Here is an 18,625-nt window from a genome sequence, read left to right as displayed (position 1 = left end):
CAAATGACCGCACTTTCGAAAATTGACATTGCATTACAAGGCCCCGAACATACCCGATCGGTAGCACTAGCCTTAGCGCCGCTCCTGCAACCGGGTGATTTGCTCATTCTCACGGGAGAACTAGGGGCAGGAAAAACTACTTTCACTCGCTCTCTGGGGGAGGGGCTTGGCGTCCGAGAAGGTGTCATCTCACCCACCTTCGTTCTCTCACGAGCGCATCCCAATCTCCCCGACGGTCCTCGCCCCGGCGGCCCTGATTTAGTACACGTCGATGCTTACCGCTTGAGTTCTGCCGAAGAAATCGACGACCTCGACCTCGAATACTCAATGGACCAGTCCGTTACCGTTATTGAGTGGGGTAGAGACAAAGTGGAGCATCTGGCAGAATCACGATTAGATCTTGAACTCACCCGCGTAACCGGTGCAGATATCGAAGCTGGATTAGAATTCGTTGCCACCGAAGAACACGATCCCTGGGAAGAAAACGAAGAAGCTGAAGAAGATGCTCCCGAGCCGCGTTCCCTGAGAATCCTCGCCTCTGGCCCCCGCTGGGAAGGCACAGCATGGAGCGAACTATCTCAAGCGCTTGAGAACGCGCCCCTCACTGCATAACCACCACTGGAAGTTGATACAAATACCGTGCTTGTACTTGCTTTAGATTCCTCGGCAACCGCCTCTGTAGCACTCGCAAAGATCCACCAGGACAGCGGAGAAGTCGAGATGCTCGCTCACCGCCGTACCTCAGATACTCGTTCACATGCTGAAGTCATGGCTCGCTTTGTAGAAGAGACCCTTCACGATGCCGCAGTTGACCCCTTTTCGATAGATGTCATTGTATGCGGCACCGGGCCCGGACCTTTCACCGGATTACGCGCAGGTATCGTCACCGCCCGTACTGTGGGATTTGCCTGGGACAAACCGGTGCTGGGGCTGATGAGCCTTTATGCACTTGCAGAATACGTGTTTGAAGACGCGCGACGGGCGGGAAACGACAGCTTCGTGATTGCCACTGACGCGCGACGCCGCGAAGTTTATTCCGCGGAATTCTTATTGGAGAACAAGGGGTACACCTTGGTTTCTGGACCCTGCGTGGGACCTGCAGAGGAAGTTCCCGACGTCGCCGCATACGGCAAAGGTGCTGGGCTCTACTCCGATGTGATGAAGACCGTGGAGGGTTTCGAAAACCATCAGCCTGACGCCGAATATCTGCTGAAAGCCGCTTCTCGGCTGGGACTAGAGAACCTCTCCGAGGACACTTCAGCACTTTATCTCAGGGATTCTGACGCCAAAGTTCCTGCTGCCCGCAAAAAAGCAAGTATTTCTGCCGTTACCGTGCCGGGTGAAAAATAAATGCTGCATTCCGAACTGCCTGCCGTGGCTCACGCAATAATGCGTGAAATGACCCTTCACGATGTAGAAGCTGTGCATACCGCAGAACTCTCCCTTTTCCCCGCCGATGCCTGGCCACTGGAAATGTTTCTTGCAGAGATTCAGCACCCTACCCGCGCCTATGTCGTCATTGAAAAAGAGAGCGAAATCGTAGGTTATGCCGGTGCTATGTGCATAGCAGATACCGCCGATATTCAGACCATTGCGGTTCTGCCTCAGTATGAAGGGCAAGGGTACGGCAGGGCTATGTTGGATTTCTTACATCGTGAATCAGCGCAACGAGGCGCTCAGCGTATTCTCTTAGAAGTTCGAGCGGATAACCTGCGGGCTCAAAATCTCTATCATCTGAACGGATACCGGCAGATACACTGCCGCGCCGGGTACTATAACGACGGCGTAGACGCCCTCATCATGGAAAAATCTCTGACACTCAATTCACCGGGAGCAACGCATGACTAAAGAACCTCTAGTGCTAGGGATTGAATCATCCTGCGACGAAACGGGTATTGGCATTGTGCGAGGTAATACTTTGCTCACCAACACCGTGTCATCTTCGATGGATGAACACGTGCGTTTTGGGGGAGTTATCCCAGAGATAGCATCTCGTGCTCACCTGGATGCTTTTGTTCCTGCTCTGCAGAGTGCGTTGCGGGACGCCGATGTCACGCTCGATGAGATTGATGCCATTGCAGTGACTGCAGGGCCAGGGCTTTCTGGTGCTCTTATGGTGGGTGTCTCTGCCGCCAAAGCTCTATCCGTTGCTACGGGCAAACCGCTCTATGGCATCAATCACCTGGTAGCGCACGTCGGCGTGGGATTACTGGAAGACTCTGGAATCGAAGGTCACGGTGCTGAACTGCTCGACCAGCTCCCCCGCGAAGGACTTGGAGCGCTCTTAGTTTCAGGCGGTCACACCGAGATTCTGGCAGTTCGAGACATTACTTCGGATGTTGAACTCTTAGGGGCAACCCTGGACGACGCCGCCGGCGAAGCCTACGACAAAGTCGCGCGTTTGCTAGGTCTCAACTATCCAGGTGGCCCCGCCATCGATAACGCGGCACGAGCTGGTCACCGAAAAGCGTTTAACTTTCCCCGCGGATTATCCGCGCGCAAGTTCATGGGCACCGCCGAAAATCCCGGTCCCCACCGCTATGATTTCTCTTTCTCAGGCCTCAAAACAGCTGTAGCACGAGTAGTCGAAGGATTCGAAGCAAGAGGAGAGGAAATCCCCGTTGCAGATATCGCGGCGTCCTTCCAGGAATCCGTCGTGGACGTCATTACTAAAAAAGCAATGCTTGCCTGCCAAGAAAAAGGCATCAAAACGTTGCTTCTAGGCGGGGGAGTAGCGGCAAATTCCCGCCTGCGCCAGCTCGCTGCCGATCGCTGCGCAGAACACGGAATTACCCTGATTATTCCCAAACTTTCACTGTGCACCGATAACGGGGCTATGGTCGCCGCTTTGGGCGCACGACTGGTGGCAGAAGGTAGAGAGCCTTCTGGAATCGCTTTTGAAACCGATTCTTCGCTACCGGTGACTACCGTTCTGATCTAAAGTACGGAGACTTTGTCTGCTCCACGAGATAGCGCACGACGGCGGTCAAATCGTTACCGCTCTCCTGCGCTATCTTGCGTTGCTGGGTTGCACTGCCGCCGTCCTGAATCATCCGTTCAACCTGCGCTAGATCATCTGAGCAATCTAAATCGCGGGCAATAGGTTCAAAGATATTAAGCAGACGCTCAATATCTTCGGTCACTAACAACTCGTTATTGTCGTTGTCTTGGATAATAATCGCATCCAAGCCATAGCGAGCGGCGCGCCATTTATTTTCCTGCATATGCCAGGGTTTTAGCGGCGCTAAAATTTTTCCCGCTTCATAATCGCGTGAGAGCGATTCCACCAGGCACTGATCAAACGCTACAAGCCCGGAAATATCGTTGAGCGAAGACAAACCATCGCAAACGCGCATTTCAACAGTGCCGTAATGAGCTACCGGGCGGATATCCCAGCGGTTCTCGCTAGGATCATCAATCACACCGGTCACCATCAAATCTTTCAAAAAGACTTCGTAATCTTCCCAACTCTCAAACGAGAAGGGCAGACCTGCGGTGGGCAGCTGCTGGAACATGAGCGCACGCTGGCTCGCATAACCGGTATCGAAGCCCTCCCAGAACGGAGAGGACGCCGAAAGCGCCAGCAGATGCGGATAGAAATTACTCAAACCATTCAATACAGGCAATGCCTTGGCTTTACTATCAATACCGGTATGAACGTGCACACCGTAAATCATCATCTGCCTACCCCAGTACTGGGTGCGATCCAGCATCTTCTGATAGCGATCTTTATTGGCGATAGGTTGGTCAATAGAACGAGAAAAGGGATGAGTACCCGCCGAAAAAATTTCAATACCCAACTGGTCGGTGGCGACCATGAGTTGTTCTTTTGCTTTCTCTAACTGGTGGACCGCTTCGGCAACATTAGCGGAAACACCAGTCACGAGCTCCACCGTATTATCTAAAAATTCACCGGTAATATGCGGGCCGGTGGAAGCATCTAGCAGTTCAGGAGAAAGTTCCTCTATCAAATCGAATACTTCTTGCGCTCGTGAGGTGAGCTCCATGCTCTTGCTATCGACGAGCGCTAATTCCCACTCAACACCGAGGGTTGATTGAGCCGATTTGGCGAATGAAATCACTAAGGTTCTCCTGAACGATGAGAAGTAAGGCGTCTGACTTTAATGATAGGTCAGCGAAAAAGTGGATTTTACATACGAGTACACATAGTGAGATGTCTCTCAGGGTGCTAGAAAAGGGAGGCTCTTATCCGGTAAAAGTCATCAGCGGTTGGGCCGATAATGCCAAGCGTCGAGATGCTGTGCCTTCCCCTAGCCTCGTGACAATCAGAGTGCCTTCAACGGAACCCTTTTTCTTCTTGCTCTGCCCCAGGAGCTTTTTACGTAGTTGCTCAGGAACAATATCTACCCCGCGTTTTTTGATGGTAAGCGTACCGATGTTTTCTTCGCGCACCCATTTTTTCAACACTTTTTCTTGCAGAGGCATCTCGCCAAGAATTCTATAGCCGCTCACGGCAGGGGAGTCTAGCTCCTTGTCGGCGCTGAGATAGGCAATGTGTTCGTCTATCAAATGTGCACCGAGCTGATCCGCGAGTTCACTCACCAGGTGCGCACGCACAATAGCGCCGTCGGGTTCGTAGAGGAAACCTTCAATCTCGCCCGAATCCGCCGGGGGAACCTCAACGTCATCGATAGCGCTGGTGATTTCAAAGAGTATTTCAGGTTCCAGTGGATGAGGGGAAAGCAACGTTGCACTGCGGCGCACGTTCTTACGGGCGAGCGCATTGAACCACAGAACTACTTCTACCACTTGGCCGCCGTGGCTAATCCATTGGGCTTCGCACTGCTCGGGAATTTCATGATGGGGGATTCCCGGCCCCATCTTCACACCCATGGGGATACCGGTTTGAGCCAGTTTCACCACAAACGATAGGGGAGGAGAGAACGCTTCGGCGTCGAAAATTCGAGACGAGGTTCGCCCCTGCTCCACTGTGCGTCGGGCAGGATCTAGCCAGAGCCCTTGAACGGGGTTTCCTTCGTTATCTTTTAGCTCAGATATATCGAGGTGCTCAACATTTCCCACTTTCACCATCGAACGAGGGTAGTCGGAGAGATTATGGGCAGTCATAGCGGCGGTAGCTTCATCAAGCTCCACCGCAAGCACGCTCATGCCCGCGCGCGAAAATTCTAGAGAATCTGCTCCGATGCCACACCCTAAGTCTGCAACCGACACCACGCCAGCTTCTTTGAAACGCTGAGCATGCAAACGCGCCACTGACGCACGGGTTGCTTGCTCGAAACCAGGCTCGGTCAACACCATTTTTTGAGCGGCTTCGCCAAATTTAGAGAGTGCCTGCGTGCGCAGCTTCGCTTGATTCAAAATGGCGGATACGGAGGGAGGGCCAAACCCTTCAGCTCGCAGAGCACTGGCATATTCCAGAGCATCCTTCTGCAGGTAAGGGACGAATCGGTCCACGGTTTCAAGTTCTCGCGCAGATAGTGCAAGCGCCGGAGGCGAAGAAAGTAAAGACATCACTGCTCATCTTAGCGAAGACATCCGGTGCGCTCATCGCGAAACGCGCGCGCTTTCTTGACCCTGAAACGCCAGCGGTTCTAAAGTTTGTATTAGCACTTGACCGCTCACAGTGCTAAACGCCTTCGAGGGCGGCACCGCGACGACGTCCTTGATAGCTCTCTGGAAACGGTCACCCATCATAAGATTTCATCATCGATGAAGGAGTAATAATGTCTTCCATCAAGCCTCTTGAAGATCGCGTAGTAGTTCAGATTGTTCAGGCAGAGCAGACCACCGCGTCAGGTCTGGTAATTCCCGATACCGCTAAAGAAAAGCCCCAGGAAGCTAAGGTCGTAGCTGTTGGCCCCGGTCGCGTAGACGACAAGGGCAACCGCCTTCCCGTAGATGTAGCAGAAGGTGACACCGTTATCTTCTCCAAGTACGGCGGAACCGAAGTTTCCTTCGAAGGTCAGGACTACCTGATTCTTTCTGCCCGCGACGTTCTCGCAGTAATCTCCAAGTAAATTATTCCCACAAACTAAGGAGCTGATGAGTTCATGGCAAAACAGCTAGAATTCAACGATGCTGCTCGCAAGAGCCTCCAAGCCGGTGTGGATAAGCTTGCAGACACTGTCAAGGTCACCCTGGGCCCTCGCGGCCGCAACGTGGTTTTGGATAAGCAGTGGGGCGCACCCATCATTACCAACGACGGTGTTTCCATTGCCCGCGAGATTGAGCTGGATGACCCCTACGAAAACCTTGGTGCACAGCTTGCCAAGGAAGTAGCGACCAAGACGAACGACGTTGCCGGTGACGGTACCACCACCGCTACCGTGCTTGCTCAGGCATTGGTTGCCGAAGGGTTGCGTAACGTTACCGCAGGTGCGGCGCCTGGCGAGGTTAAACGCGGTATCGAGCTAGCTACCCAGGCAGTTTCGCAGCGCTTGCTCGATAACGCGCGCGAAGTTCAGGGCGAAGAAGTAGCTCACGTGGCTGCTATCTCAGCCCAGTCACCTGAAATTGGTGAGCTTCTCGCAGAGGCATTTTCTAAGGTCGGTCAGGACGGCGTCATCACCATTGAAGATGGCTCCACCACCGAAATCGAGCTGGATATCACCGAAGGTATGCAGTTCGACAAGGGTTACCTCTCACCTTCTTTCGTTACCGACGCAGAGCGTGCCGAGGCAGTTCTCGAAGATACCGCAATCCTGCTCTACCAGGGCAAGATTTCCACGGTTCATGAGATTATGCCCGTGCTGGAAAAGATTGTTCAGGCGAAGAAACCGCTGACCATCATTGCTGAGGACGTAGAAGGCGAAGCTCTCTCTACTTTGGTCGTCAACAAAATGCGCGGCAACCTCAACGTTGTTGCGCTGAAGGCACCCGGTTTCGGCGATCGTCGCAAGGCTATCTTCGAAGACCTTGCCATCTTGACCGGCGGCACCGTTATCACTAACGAACTCGGCGTCACTCTAGATTCAGTCACCATGGAGCAGCTTGGCTCTGCCCGCCGTGTGACCGTAACAAAGAACAACACCACCATCGTTGACGGCGGAGGTACCTCCGATGCTGTTGCTGATCGTGTGGCTCAGCTCCGCAAGGAGATTGAGCGTGTTGATTCTGAATGGGATCGCGAAAAGCTCAAAGAGCGTCTGGCAAAGCTGGCTGGCGGTGTCGGCGTCATCAAGGTGGGTGCAGCTACTGAGGTCGAGGCTAAAGAACGCAAGCACCGTATTGAAGACGCTGTTTCCTCCACCCGTGCGGCTCTGGAAGAGGGCATCGTAGCAGGTGGCGGTACCGCTCTGGTTCATGCTTTGGCAGCTTTAGACGAGGTTTCACTCGATTCTAAGGACGCCCAGACCGGCGTAGAAATCGTCAAGCGTGCACTTGTTCAGCCCCTGCGCTGGATTGCAGAAAACGCTGGCGAAGACGGCTATGTGGTTACTTCAAAGGTTGCTGAACTTCCCTTGGGTTCGGGCTTCAACGCGAAGACCGGTGAATACGGCGACCTCATGGGCGCCGGCGTCATCGATCCTGTGAAGGTTACCCGTTCAGCTTTGGAGAACGCATCTTCTATTGCTGCGCTGGTTCTTACCACCGAAACCCTTGTAGTGGAAAAGCCTGTAGAAACTGAAGACGACTAGAAGAATTTGTTCTAACCCGTCTTGAATAAACAGACAATTCCCCTTCTTTGTGATTACTCACAAAGGAGGGGAATTCTTATTTCGCCGACTGATTCGTCAGTAAACTTCAGGTAACGTGTTCATAGCCAAATTGGTAATCACACCCTTAGGAAATATTCACTCTTGTCTCCTTTCAGAGCGAGATGTGAATACCGCACCAGATGATTGAAGCAGATGACAAATTCCCACAACATGTCTTCTGTTCCCTTAAGCAATAAGCAGGGAACTCAGATTATTAACAATCAATCGAATCGCAAATTCCGCCCTGAAATTCAGGGTCTGCGCGCGCTTGCATTGCTCTTAGTCGCCGCATACCATCTGTGGTTCGGTAAAGTCTCAGGTGGCGTTGACGTCTTCCTGCTCATCTCAGCTTTCTTGATGACGGGGTCGTTCGTTCGCCGTATGGAAAACAATAAGTTCGCTGGTTTCCGCTCGGTGGTTGACTATTGGATTCACGTGTTCAAACGTATCCTGCCGTTGGCTTCTGTAGTGGTCGTTGGAATCCTGCTGGGTTCTTACCTTTTCCTTCCCGCTGACCGGTGGGAAAGCCTGCTTTCTGAAGCAAAATCTGTAGTTTTTTACTACCAAAACTGGTGGTCCATTTCTAACCTGGTGGACTACTATGCCGCTGACTCCTCTGTGGCATCTCCTTTCCGCCACTACTGGTCTCTCTCAGTGCAGGGGCAGATTTACCTCTTGTGGCCGCTAGTCTTTTTGCTGGGATGGCTGATTATTCGTGCAACGCGGGTGAATGTCCGCGGACTGATGCTTCTCATGTTCGGCACCATCTTTGCCGGTTCTTTGGCATATTCGATCTTTGTCACCGCAACGAGCCAGCAGACTGCTTACTTCAATACTTTTGCGCGTTTGTGGGAATTCGCGTTGGGTTCTTTGGTGGCTATTGTGATGCCCTGGCTCAGTATTAACCGCTATGTGCGTGCGGCAATGGGCTGGGCAGGTATCGTCATGATTATTAGCTGCGGTTTCATTTTTGACGTCGAAGGCGTGTTCCCTGGCTACCATGCGCTGTGGCCCACACTTGCGGCATCGATGATTATTATCGCCGGAGATACTCAGACTGCCTTCGGTCCAGAACGTTTGCTGACCTTGAAGCCACTCATGTGGTTGGGTAACTATTCTTACGGCCTCTACCTGATTCACTGGCCGCTTCTGGTATTCTTCCTCTCACGCAACCACACAGAAAAAGCAGGTTTCGTATCGGGTGTAGGACTACTGACTCTTTCTGTTCTTTTCTCCTACATCATCACCCGCTATATTGAACAGCCGTTGCGCGCATGGAAGGCTCCCGACCTTTCGCCGATTCGTGGGCTCGCTGTGGTGGCTGCCTGCATCGCGCTCGTCATGATTCCCACTCTGGGATGGCAGGGCAAGCTCGCCTACGATGCTTATAAAGCAGAATCCCTCAAGGCACTTAACAACCCCGGTGCAGCTGCTCTGGCAGCAGATTTCAAATTTGAGGGTGACGCTAATGCGGCACCATTTCCCACCCTCGCTCAACTACCTGACGACTGGGCGAACGTAGGCACACCCTGCACTGCAGATAACTTGCCGTTCTCAACAGATGTTGTGCTCAAAGATCACTGCAATACTGCTAACCTGCCAGAACACCCCGATAAAATCGTGGTCGCTGTAGGAAACAGTCATATGCAGGTGTGGTCACCAGCGCTGACCGAGTACGCCAAAGAAAACAACTGGGCACTGTACTACTTCCTAGAAGGTGGTTGCTTCTTTGATCAGTTCAAAGACGGGGACCCTAACGTCTGCGCTAATTTTTCCAATCAGGCAGACAAATTTGTTCACGATGCTGGAGCTGAAACGGTTGTAGTAACCGGGTCCCGATCAGTTCCGAACGGTCCTGATGAAGTAACTGATGGAATGAAGGACCGCATTGGGTCTCTGACTGGCGAAGGGTTAGAGGTCATTGCGCTACGTGACCACCCTCGTTTTGATTCCAGTTTTGCTGACTGCAATAGCAAGGGAGAAATTTGTTCTAAGCCAGCTGGGCAAGACATACATAACAACCCGTTGGACTCGTTAGAGCAACAGTACCCAGGCTTCTCTACAGTCAATCTCACCGATTTAGTGTGCCCTGATGGTAACTGCCCTTCGATCATTGGAAATGTATACACCTATATGGATGCAAACCATATATCTAAGAGCTACATAGATACTGCTATCCCTAATTTCATTGACCGTTTTGAACCGGCTGTAGAACGAGCAGAAGGCTCTACGAAATCTGAATAACGGACGTTGTACCGCACGCCGTACCTCAAAAATTATTCGTCGGAGGAATGATGAACAGCACTCCTAGTTCACCGCGCAAGTTCCGCCCTGAAATTCAGGGGCTGAGAGCTTTCGCGGTGACGCTGGTGGCTATCTACCACATTTGGCTGGGGCGCGTATCCGGCGGTGTGGATATCTTTCTTCTGATTTCGGCTTTTTTGATGACTCTTTCGTTTACTCGAAAGATTGAAAGTGGTCAGCCGATTTTTGCACGGGCTGTATTGAGGTATTGGGTTCATACTTTCAAGCGGATTCTGCCGCTTGCTACGGTGGTTGTATTGGCGACGCTCTGGGGGACCTGGCAGATACTGCCCGCACCCCGCTGGGCGGGCATCATGGAAGAAGCCAAAGCCGTTATTCTCTATCGAGAGAACTGGTGGTCCATTTCAAATATGGTGGACTATTATGCGGCGGATTCCTCCGAAGCTTCACCGCTGAGGCACTTCTGGTCCCTTTCGGTCCAGGGGCAGATTTTTATCATCTGGCCTTTGCTGTTCGCTTTGTGCTGGGTGCTGTATAAGATTTTTCGCCGTCGCCCGCGCGTCATTCTCTTCAGCGTTTTCGGAACCGTGTTTGGCCTTTCACTGGCTTATTCTGTATGGCTCACTGGCGCTGACCAGGAGATCGCTTACTTTTCGACGTGGACCAGGCTCTGGGAATTCGCCCTGGGATCGCTTCTTGCCATTGCTCTGCCGTGGATTAGAATTCCGCAGCGCCTTCGAGGGATGCTCGGCTGGGTGGCGCTGGTAGCTATCGTGAGTTGTGGAATCATCCTCGACGTCGAGGGTGCCTTCCCCGGATATGTTGCGCTATGGCCCACGCTTGCTGCTGCTGCAATCATCGCAGCGGGCGAATCCGGCACACGATGGGGCGCAGACCGTTTCCTCTCGACCAAACCCATGCTGTGGTTGGGCAAATATTCTTACGGGCTGTATCTGATTCACTGGCCGCTTTTGGTGTTTTACCTCTACAAAGTACAGCAGGAGAAAGCCGATTTATTTGCCGGTTTGATTCTTCTTCTCGTATCGGTGGCGCTCTCCTGGATCCTGACGAACGTTATCGAACGCCCCCTCCGGTCTTGGTCCTGGTTAGATGCGCGGAACTGGCGTTCAGCACTCGTCATTGCGGCGTGCACCCTGGCTGTTATCACCGTATCTAACCAGTGGTCAGCAGATTTGCAACGTCAGCAGGCAGAAATTCAGGCTAATGCGGCAGTTGATAATCCGGGTGCTCAAGTTCTTCAAAAGGGTTTTGACAAGCCAGTATCTACCGATGCTCAGTATTTGCCACTTTCTGCCGAGCGATATGATGATCGCCCCATTTACGCTAACCATTGCGCCCCCGAGGTTTTGAAAAAATATGGTTTTGAGGAATGGAACTGCAACCAGTTAGTGGCGAATGAGAAGCCAACTCAAAAAGTGATTGCTGTCGGAAATTCTCACATGGACCAGTGGGGAGATGCTCTGATTGCCCTCGCGAAAAAAGAAGGCTGGGACTTGCAGTATGTGCAGTTTAACGACTGCTACTTTCTAGAGCCCAGCATGAACACTGAAAAGCCTGACTGCCAGGCATGGGTAGAAAATACCCAGCGCTATATCGATGGCATGCACCCGGACCAGGTTATTATCATCGGTACCATTAGCTTGCCGGACGAAGGCGGAGAAATTGTGCCTACCGGTTTGAGAGATTTCGCGAACCATATGCAGCAGCAAGGAATTGGGCTCATTGCGTTGCGAGATAATCCCCGTTTCAAAGAGACACACGCAGATTGTGAAACTCGCACCAAAGGATTATGCGATTTTGATTCGGAGCTGGCGAGAACGCCAAGCCCGCTCACTCAGTTTAAAGATATTCCTGTTGTAGCGCCGGTGGATATGACGGATATTATTTGCCCGAATGGTTCTTGCCCATCGGAGATCGGCAACGTCTATGTTTACCGAGATGACTCTCATTTGACACGAACTTACGTGCTCTCTGCTAAGAATATTTTTATTCAGCGAGTGGAAGATGCCATAGCAGAGCGGGAGGCTCGCAACACTCAATAGGTAGTGGGGAATAAGCTGAACCGAATAGGCGTTGAGGTGGGCAACATCGCCAGTGTCCTTTTAACCGCAACACAGTGGGGTTCGAAGAATCCTCGATGGGGTTTAGAATTGAGACTGGATATCCAATTTTTGGCGAACTGCGACCACCGAAAAGCACAACAACCGAAAGGTTCGGGCATATATGTCAACTCCCACCGCTCTCTCAGAAGATCCCTTTGGCTTCACCGGTCTGACCTACGACGACGTCCTACTGCTTCCGGGCAACACTGACGTCAATCCCGCAGATGCTGATACCAGCACTAAACTTTCCAAGCGTATTACTCTCAAGACGCCCATCATTTCAGCGGCAATGGACACGGTGACCGAATCTGATTTGGCGATTGCTATGGCTCGTCTGGGCGGTATGGGTGTGCTTCACCGTAACCTTTCGATTGAGGATCAGGCATCCCACGTTGATCGCGTGAAGCGTTCAGAGTCGGGCATGATTACCAACCCCGCAACTATTGGCCCCGATGCAACTATTGAAGAACTTGACCAGGTCTGCGGTCACTTCCGCGTATCTGGTCTACCCGTAGTGGACGAGAACGGCGTGCTGGTTGGCATTATCACTAACCGTGACATCCGCTACCTTCCCGAGAGCGATTACACCACTCGCACCGTGCGCGAAATCATGACTCCTATGCCTCTCATCACCGGTCGCGAGGGCATGGACAAGGATGAAGCTTTCAAGCTCCTGGCCGATAACAAAATCGAAAAGCTGCCCTTGGTCGATAACGACGGCAAGCTCACCGGTTTGATTACGGTCAAAGACTTTATCAAGACCGAGCAGTACCCCGATGCCACTAAGGACGACGAAGGCCGCCTCCGGGTCGGCGCAGCTGTTGGCTTCTTCGGTGACGGCTACGAGCGAGCGATGACCCTGGTTGAAGCCGGTGTTGATGCGCTCTTTATTGATACCGCCAACGGACACTCTCAGGGTGTCTTGGACATGATTGCCCGCCTGAAGAAGGATTCAGCTGCAGCGCACGTCGATATTATTGGCGGCCAGGCAGCAACCCGCGAAGGCGCTCAGGCAATAGTTGATGCTGGCGCAGACGCCGTCAAGGTGGGCGTTGGTCCCGGTTCAATCTGCACCACCCGAATTATCGCCGGTATCGGCGTACCCCAGGTAACCGCCATCAATGAGGCAGCTAAAGCTGCTATCCCCGCGGGTGTCCCTGTTATCGCCGATGGCGGTATGCAGCACTCCGGTGAAATCGGAAAAGCTCTCGTTGCCGGCGCTGATTCAGTCATGATGGGCTCGATGCTGGCAGGTACTGCCGAGGCTCCCGGCGATCTCATTTTTGTGGATGGAAAGCAATTCAAGGCATACCGCGGTATGGGTTCACTAGGGGCTATGGTTTCTCGTGGCCGCCATAAGTCATACTCCAAAGACCGCTACTTCCAGGCAGATGTTTCCTCCGAGGAGAAGCTCATCCCCGAAGGTATCGAGGGTCAGGTTCCCTTCCGCGGGCCTCTTTCCTCTGTTCTGCACCAGCTTGAAGGCGGCTTGCGCCAGACAATGTTCTACACGGGCGCTCGCACCATTGAAGAGCTGAAGTACAAGGGTAAGTTTGTGCGTATCACCCCGGCAGGTCTGAAGGAATCACACCCTCACGACATCATGATGACCGTAGAAGCCCCTAACTACCGCCGCTAAAAACGTATTCAGCGTGGGAACTCCGATTAAAGCTCCCACGTGCTGAAAGGAAAATTCGTGACCGAGATTGAAATTGGATTGTCCAAGCGTGCTCGCCGTACGTATTCTTTGGACGACGTAGCTCTGGTACCATCCCGCCGTACTCGTGACCGCGCCGATGTTGATACCAGCTGGCGAATTGACGCATTTACGTTTGATACCCCTTTGATTGCTGCTCCTATGGACTCAGTGATGAGCCCTCAGACTGCTATTGCTCTGGGTAAATTGGGTGGATTGGGTGTACTGAATCTTGAAGGTTTGTGGACTCGTTATGAGGATCCTCAGCCTTATCTCGATGAGATTACCGCCTTGGATCTGCAGGATCATGTGGCTGCTACTCGTCGGATGCAGGAGATTTATTCTGAACCGATTAAGGCAGAATTGATTACCGAGCGTCTGCGGGAGATTCGCGAATCTGGCGTAATCGTAGCCGGCGCACTGACTCCACAGAACACTCAGGAATTTTATGAAACCGTGGTGAAGGCTGGAGTGGATATCTTTGTGATTCGCGGGACTACTGTTTCGGCAGAACATGTGTCTTCAAACCATGAACCGTTGGATCTTAAGAAGTTCATTTATGAGTTGGATGTTCCCGTGATTGTGGGAGGTGTTGCAGGTTACACGCCTGCGCTTCACCTGATGCGCACCGGTGCTGCTGGTGTACTCGTAGGTTTCGGTGGCGGCTCTTCTAAGACCAATCGCCGTGGACTGGGTATTCAAGCTGCGATGGCAACAGCCATCGCAGATGTTGCTGCGGCTCGTTCTCGTTACTTGGATGAATCTGGTGGTCGTTATGTGCATGTTATTGCCGACGGTGAGCTTGGCCGGTCAGGCGATTTGGTGAAGTCTTTGGCGCTCGGCGCTGATGCTCTGATGATCGGTGCACCTTTGGCACGCGCCGAAGAAGCTCCTGGTAAGGGCCTCTACTGGGGTAATGAAGCCCACTCCACCGATTTCCCTCGCGGCATCCGTACCCAGCTGGGAACCAGTGGAACGATGGAAGAGGTTCTTTATGGGCCCTCCCATCACACCGATGGTACTTCTAACATCATGGGCGCTATACGCCGTTCGATGGCAACCTGCGGTTTCACAGACCTCAAGTCCTTCCAGCGTAGTGAAGTTGTATTGAATGGCTTCCACGCGGAATAAATCATAGGATTGCGAACGGCTCAACGTTTGCTGTGAATGCCCTGCCACCTCCGAATAATCAGCGGAAGGGGCAGGGCATTTTCTATCAAAAACAGATAGGCTGGAAAGCGTGTTCAAATTAGCTCTCACTCCTCGCTGGATCGCCGCATTACTGCTTGTGCTGGCAGTGGCATTCGGTTTTGTGATGCTCAGTAAATGGCAGCTCAACGCGTCAACTCTAGGACAGGTGAGCGCGGATCCCGCTAAAGAGGTGGTGCATCCCTGGGAATCGGTGCTGATTGAACACGAGCCTTTGACAACTACTGAAGCGGACACCATGGTGAGCGCTACAGGAAAGTACGTTCCGGGTTCTTCATACCTGGTGGCCGAGAAGTTGCATGAGGGTGAAAAAGGATACTGGGTGATGAGCGAATTCACCCCGGACGATGGAGCGCAAGTAACGGCTGCGGGCAAGGTTCAACAGCGCAGCATTGCGGTTGCTCGCGGATGGACTGCATCACCTGAAATACCTCAGGAACCTTCAGGCGAGGTGACTATTGCAGGTCGCGTAGTTGCCAACGATGCTCCGTTCTACTCTTCCGACCTGACCGAGGAAGAGAAAACCCAGGGAAGAACTTTGGGCTCGGCGTCGGCTGCTCAACTCAGTAATATATGGGACGTGCCGCTATACGGCGCGTTACTCACCAACGACGCTGAGGTGCCCGCCTCAGAAAAACTGCCGCTGAACGAAGACGGCACACTATCTGACTCAGCAACTATCCTGGGTCAAAGCGAGCAGCTTAAACCGGTCCGCGCTCAGCAGGTAACCGATGAAGAGGTCAACTGGCTCAATATCTTTTATGCTCTGGAATGGATTGTCTTCGCAGGATTCGCGGTGTACCTCTGGTGGCGGATGCTTCGCGATTCTTACCGCGAACAAAACAATCCAGCCCTGTACTTCGAATACGAAGGCGAATACTGGCTAGATGAAGAATCAGGCCGTTATTATTACTGGGATCCAGCAGACCAACAGTATTATTTCTTTGACGACGTCCCGCGTGATGACCGCGCGGGCAATGACGGAAAGTTGCATCAGTGACTGAACACAATACTCCGCGACCTGCACCGCAGGTTCGCCCTACCGAACGAACCGATGGTAAGAAAGTTACTCTTTCCGAAGGAGGACGTGCCGACGGCAAGGGCGGGTTTACCGTTCGTAAGAAATTTGGTGGCACCGAATCACAGATTCGTGGTGCGCTCACTTTCTATAAATGGTGCGCCTGGATTTCCGGTACTTTCCTACTCCTTTTGGTCGCTGAAATGGTCACCCGCTATATCTTTGGCTATGACCTCATCGCCGGTGGCGCCAACGCCCAAACCGGCGAAACGGTTGCCCTGGGCTGGTTAGATCGGGATATGGGAAACCTTACCGGTGGTATCAACATTTCTACCTGGATTCTCATCGTTCACGGTTGGTTCTATGTGGTGTATCTCTTCTCCTGTTTCCGTCTCTGGTTGCTCATGCGTTGGGGTCTGCCTCAGCTCATCGTGATGGCGCTCGGCGGCGTAGTCCCCTTCCTCTCCTTTATTGTGGAGAAGCGAATCCATCGCGAGACCCTGGAATTGCTTGACGCTAACCCCCAGGCGACCAAGCGTTACTAGGCCTCGTGCTTTAGAATGGCTTTATATCCATTTCGTGTGGTGAATCCATACGAGAAAACAATCGATCATATAAGGTGACTCGTGACAACATCAGCACATTCAACCGAGCTCGAAGAGCGTCCGGTTCTGGTGATTGACTACGGCGCTCAGTACGCACAGCTTATCGCTCGTCGCGTCCGTGAGGCCGGAGTTTATTCCGAAATCGTTCCGCATACTCTTGCCACAGAAAAGATTTTGGCAAAGAACCCTGCCGCTATCGTGCTCTCCGGTGGTCCTTCCTCGGTCTACGCCGAAGGCGCTCCTGCAGGAGATAAGGCTCTGTTTGAAGCTGGCGTACCGATATTCGGTATTTGCTATGGTTTCCAGTTGATGACTCAGACTTTGGGCGGAACCGTATCTCATACTGGTCGCCGCGAATATGGCGCGACCGACGCTACGCTGTGTGCTGAGAATTCTTCCTTCCTCACCGGAACCCCCAAGGTGCAGAACGTTTGGATGTCCCACGGGGATTCCGTTTCCGCAGCTCCCGAGGGATTCGAAGTTTTGGCAACTACTCCCGGTGCAGACGTCGCTGCGATGGTTGATGAAGGGCGAAAGCTGGGTGGTGTGCAGTGGCATCCTGAGGTCAATAACTCTGATTACGGTCAGCAGGCGCTCGAGAACTTCTTGTATAACATTGCCGGTGTAGAGAAGTCGTGGTCCACCGGCAACATCATTGAAGAGCAGGTTGAGAAGATTCGTGAGCAGGTTGGTTCTGCTCGGGTGATTTGTGCTCTTTCCGGTGGCGTTGATTCCTCGGTTGCTGCGGCTTTGGTCCATAAGGCTGTGGGCGACCAGCTAACCTGCTTCTTTATCGATCACGGTTTGCTGCGCCAGGATGAGCGCGAGCAGGTTGAGAATGATTACGCCTCCACCATGGGCATCAAGGTTGTCACCATTGATGAGTCAGAGCGTTTCTTGACTGCTTTGTCTGGTTTGACTGATCCTGAAGAAAAGCGCAAGGCTATTGGACGCGAGTTCATTCGCTCGTTTGAGGATGCTCAGCGCAAACTCATTGAAGAAGCTTCAGGTGAAGGCGGCGAGATTAAGTTCTTGGTTCAGGGTACCTTGTATCCCGACGTCGTTGAATCCGGTGGCGGTGAGGGTGCTGCGAATATTAAGTCTCACCACAATGTGGGTGGTCTGCCTGAGGACATGACCTTTGAGCTGGTGGAGCCTTTGCGTACTTTGTTCAAAGACGAGGTTCGTGCGATTGGCCGCGAGTTGGGTGTTCCCGAGAAGATTGTGGCTCGTCAGCCGTTCCCTGGCCCTGGCTTGGGTATTCGTATTATTGGCGAGGTTACTTTTGACCGACTTGAGACTTTGCGTGCTGCGGATGCGATTGCGCGTGAGGAGCTCACTAAGGCTGGTCTGGATGAGGAAATCTGGCAGTGCCCTGTTGTACTTCTTGCTGATGTTCGTTCGGTGGGTGTGCAGGGTGATGGTCGTACTTATGGTCATCCGATTGTGTTGCGTCCGGTTTCTTCTGAGGATGCGATGACGGCGGATTGGACTCGTTTGCCGTACGATGTGTTGGCGCGGATTTCGAATCGTATTACTAATGAGGTGTCTGAGGTGAATCGAGTGGTGCTCGATGTGACGTCGAAGCCTCCGGGAACGATTGAATGGGAGTAACCGCAATTTACCGAGCGCGCGAGGAAGTAAAAATTGCGGTTACTATCCTGAGGCGGAGCCGAAGGAGATAATGTTTCAGTTTTCCGAGCGCGCGAGGAGGTAAAAATTGCGGTTACTATCCAGAGGCGGAGCCGAAGGAGATAATGTTTCAGTTTTCCGAGCGCGCGAGGAAGTAAAAATTGCGGTTACTCGGCGAAGCCGGAGTTTTGTTTTCTGTAACGAAGGTTTCCGAACGCGTTAGTTCCGCTGTCGGGCGAAGTCAGAGGCTCTCATTTTCTTGTTGTTTAGAGAATGGGAGCTTTTGTTTTGCTATTGATGGGGGTCGAGATACTCTTTTGAACGAGTAGTTCATGTGAAGTACCAGAAAGGTAGACGAGGTACCGTCTTGATACGGTACCTCGTTTACTTTTCTGGTA

The 18,625-nt window shown here is 52.5% G+C and carries 15 protein-coding genes; 13 read left to right on the top strand and 2 right to left on the bottom strand.

All coding sequences use genetic code 11. The features are described from left to right. Positions 1-3: 3 nt before the first annotated feature. Genes tsaE through tsaD form a run of 4 tightly spaced genes read left to right on the top strand, consistent with a single transcriptional unit; the run spans position 4 to position 2,941 of the window. Positions 4-612 (top strand): tRNA (adenosine(37)-N6)-threonylcarbamoyltransferase complex ATPase subunit type 1 TsaE, encoded by a 609-nt coding sequence (tsaE, locus tag A7E48_RS11325; protein WP_068169471.1) that lies wholly within the window; start codon positions 4-6, stop codon positions 610-612. 27 nt (positions 613-639) lie between these two features. After that, entirely contained in the window at positions 640-1,350 is a 711-nt protein-coding gene (gene tsaB, locus A7E48_RS03380; RefSeq protein ID WP_068169468.1) for a tRNA (adenosine(37)-N6)-threonylcarbamoyltransferase complex dimerization subunit type 1 TsaB, read from the top strand. Then, positions 1,351-1,848 carry a ribosomal protein S18-alanine N-acetyltransferase gene (gene rimI, locus A7E48_RS03375; protein ID WP_068169464.1) on the top strand — a complete coding sequence of 166 codons (498 nt, stop codon included), beginning with the start codon at positions 1,351-1,353 and terminating at the stop codon, positions 1,846-1,848. Then, the gene (gene tsaD, locus A7E48_RS03370; RefSeq protein ID WP_068169462.1) at positions 1,841-2,941 is read left to right on the top strand and encodes a tRNA (adenosine(37)-N6)-threonylcarbamoyltransferase complex transferase subunit TsaD; all 1,101 of its coding nucleotides are present in this window, start codon (positions 1,841-1,843) and stop codon (positions 2,939-2,941) included. Before rimI ends, tsaD begins: the two co-directional genes overlap by 8 nt. Here tsaD and A7E48_RS03365 read toward each other — a convergent pair. Next, positions 2,925-4,082 (bottom strand): glutamate--cysteine ligase, encoded by a 1,158-nt coding sequence (locus A7E48_RS03365; RefSeq protein ID WP_068169459.1) that lies wholly within the window; start codon positions 4,080-4,082, stop codon positions 2,925-2,927. The two genes, tsaD and A7E48_RS03365, sit on opposite strands and share 17 nt — an antisense overlap. 124 nt (positions 4,083-4,206) lie before the next feature. Then, positions 4,207-5,493, bottom strand: coding sequence for a class I SAM-dependent methyltransferase (locus tag A7E48_RS03360; protein WP_068169456.1), 1,287 nt, complete (start codon positions 5,491-5,493; stop codon positions 4,207-4,209). Positions 5,494-5,702: 209 nt separating this feature from the next. On the opposite strand from A7E48_RS03360, the gene groES reads away from it, so the two are divergent. From groES to guaA, 9 genes are all read left to right on the top strand, one after another. After that, a complete protein-coding gene (gene groES, locus A7E48_RS03355; RefSeq protein ID WP_198924120.1) occupies positions 5,703-5,999 on the top strand; it encodes a co-chaperone GroES in 297 nt (98 codons plus the stop codon). Between the two features lie 33 nt (positions 6,000-6,032). Then, complete coding sequence (groL, locus tag A7E48_RS03350) at positions 6,033-7,619, top strand: chaperonin GroEL (RefSeq protein ID WP_068169449.1); 1,587 nt, start codon at positions 6,033-6,035, stop codon at positions 7,617-7,619. Between the two features lie 213 nt (positions 7,620-7,832). Continuing rightward, positions 7,833-9,923 carry an acyltransferase family protein gene (locus tag A7E48_RS03345; protein WP_068169447.1) on the top strand — a complete coding sequence of 697 codons (2,091 nt, stop codon included), beginning with the start codon at positions 7,833-7,835 and terminating at the stop codon, positions 9,921-9,923. 50 nt (positions 9,924-9,973) lie between these two features. Next, positions 9,974-12,007, top strand: coding sequence for an acyltransferase family protein (locus A7E48_RS03340; protein WP_158004392.1), 2,034 nt, complete (start codon positions 9,974-9,976; stop codon positions 12,005-12,007). Positions 12,008-12,188: 181 nt separating this feature from the next. After that, positions 12,189-13,706, top strand: coding sequence for an IMP dehydrogenase (guaB, locus tag A7E48_RS03335; protein WP_068169442.1), 1,518 nt, complete (start codon positions 12,189-12,191; stop codon positions 13,704-13,706). Positions 13,707-13,763: 57 nt separating this feature from the next. Further along, positions 13,764-14,894 (top strand): GuaB3 family IMP dehydrogenase-related protein, encoded by a 1,131-nt coding sequence (locus tag A7E48_RS03330; RefSeq protein ID WP_068169437.1) that lies wholly within the window; start codon positions 13,764-13,766, stop codon positions 14,892-14,894. Positions 14,895-15,003: 109 nt separating this feature from the next. Further along, the gene (locus A7E48_RS03325) at positions 15,004-15,972 is read left to right on the top strand and encodes an SURF1 family protein (RefSeq protein ID WP_068169435.1); all 969 of its coding nucleotides are present in this window, start codon (positions 15,004-15,006) and stop codon (positions 15,970-15,972) included. Continuing rightward, positions 15,969-16,535, top strand: coding sequence for a DUF3817 domain-containing protein (locus A7E48_RS03320; RefSeq protein WP_068169432.1), 567 nt, complete (start codon positions 15,969-15,971; stop codon positions 16,533-16,535). The genes A7E48_RS03325 and A7E48_RS03320 overlap by 4 nt, the downstream gene beginning before the upstream one ends. Positions 16,536-16,616: 81 nt before the next feature. Next, positions 16,617-18,209 (top strand): glutamine-hydrolyzing GMP synthase, encoded by a 1,593-nt coding sequence (gene guaA / locus A7E48_RS03315; RefSeq protein ID WP_068169430.1) that lies wholly within the window; start codon positions 16,617-16,619, stop codon positions 18,207-18,209. The last annotated feature ends 416 nt before the right edge of the window (positions 18,210-18,625 follow it).

Source organism: Rothia sp. ND6WE1A (assembly GCF_001683935.1).
Taxonomy (GTDB): domain Bacteria; phylum Actinomycetota; class Actinomycetes; order Actinomycetales; family Micrococcaceae; genus Rothia; species Rothia amarae.
The sequence above is the reverse complement of the archived record's forward strand: the minus strand, read 5'-3'. Positions and strand labels throughout refer to the sequence as shown.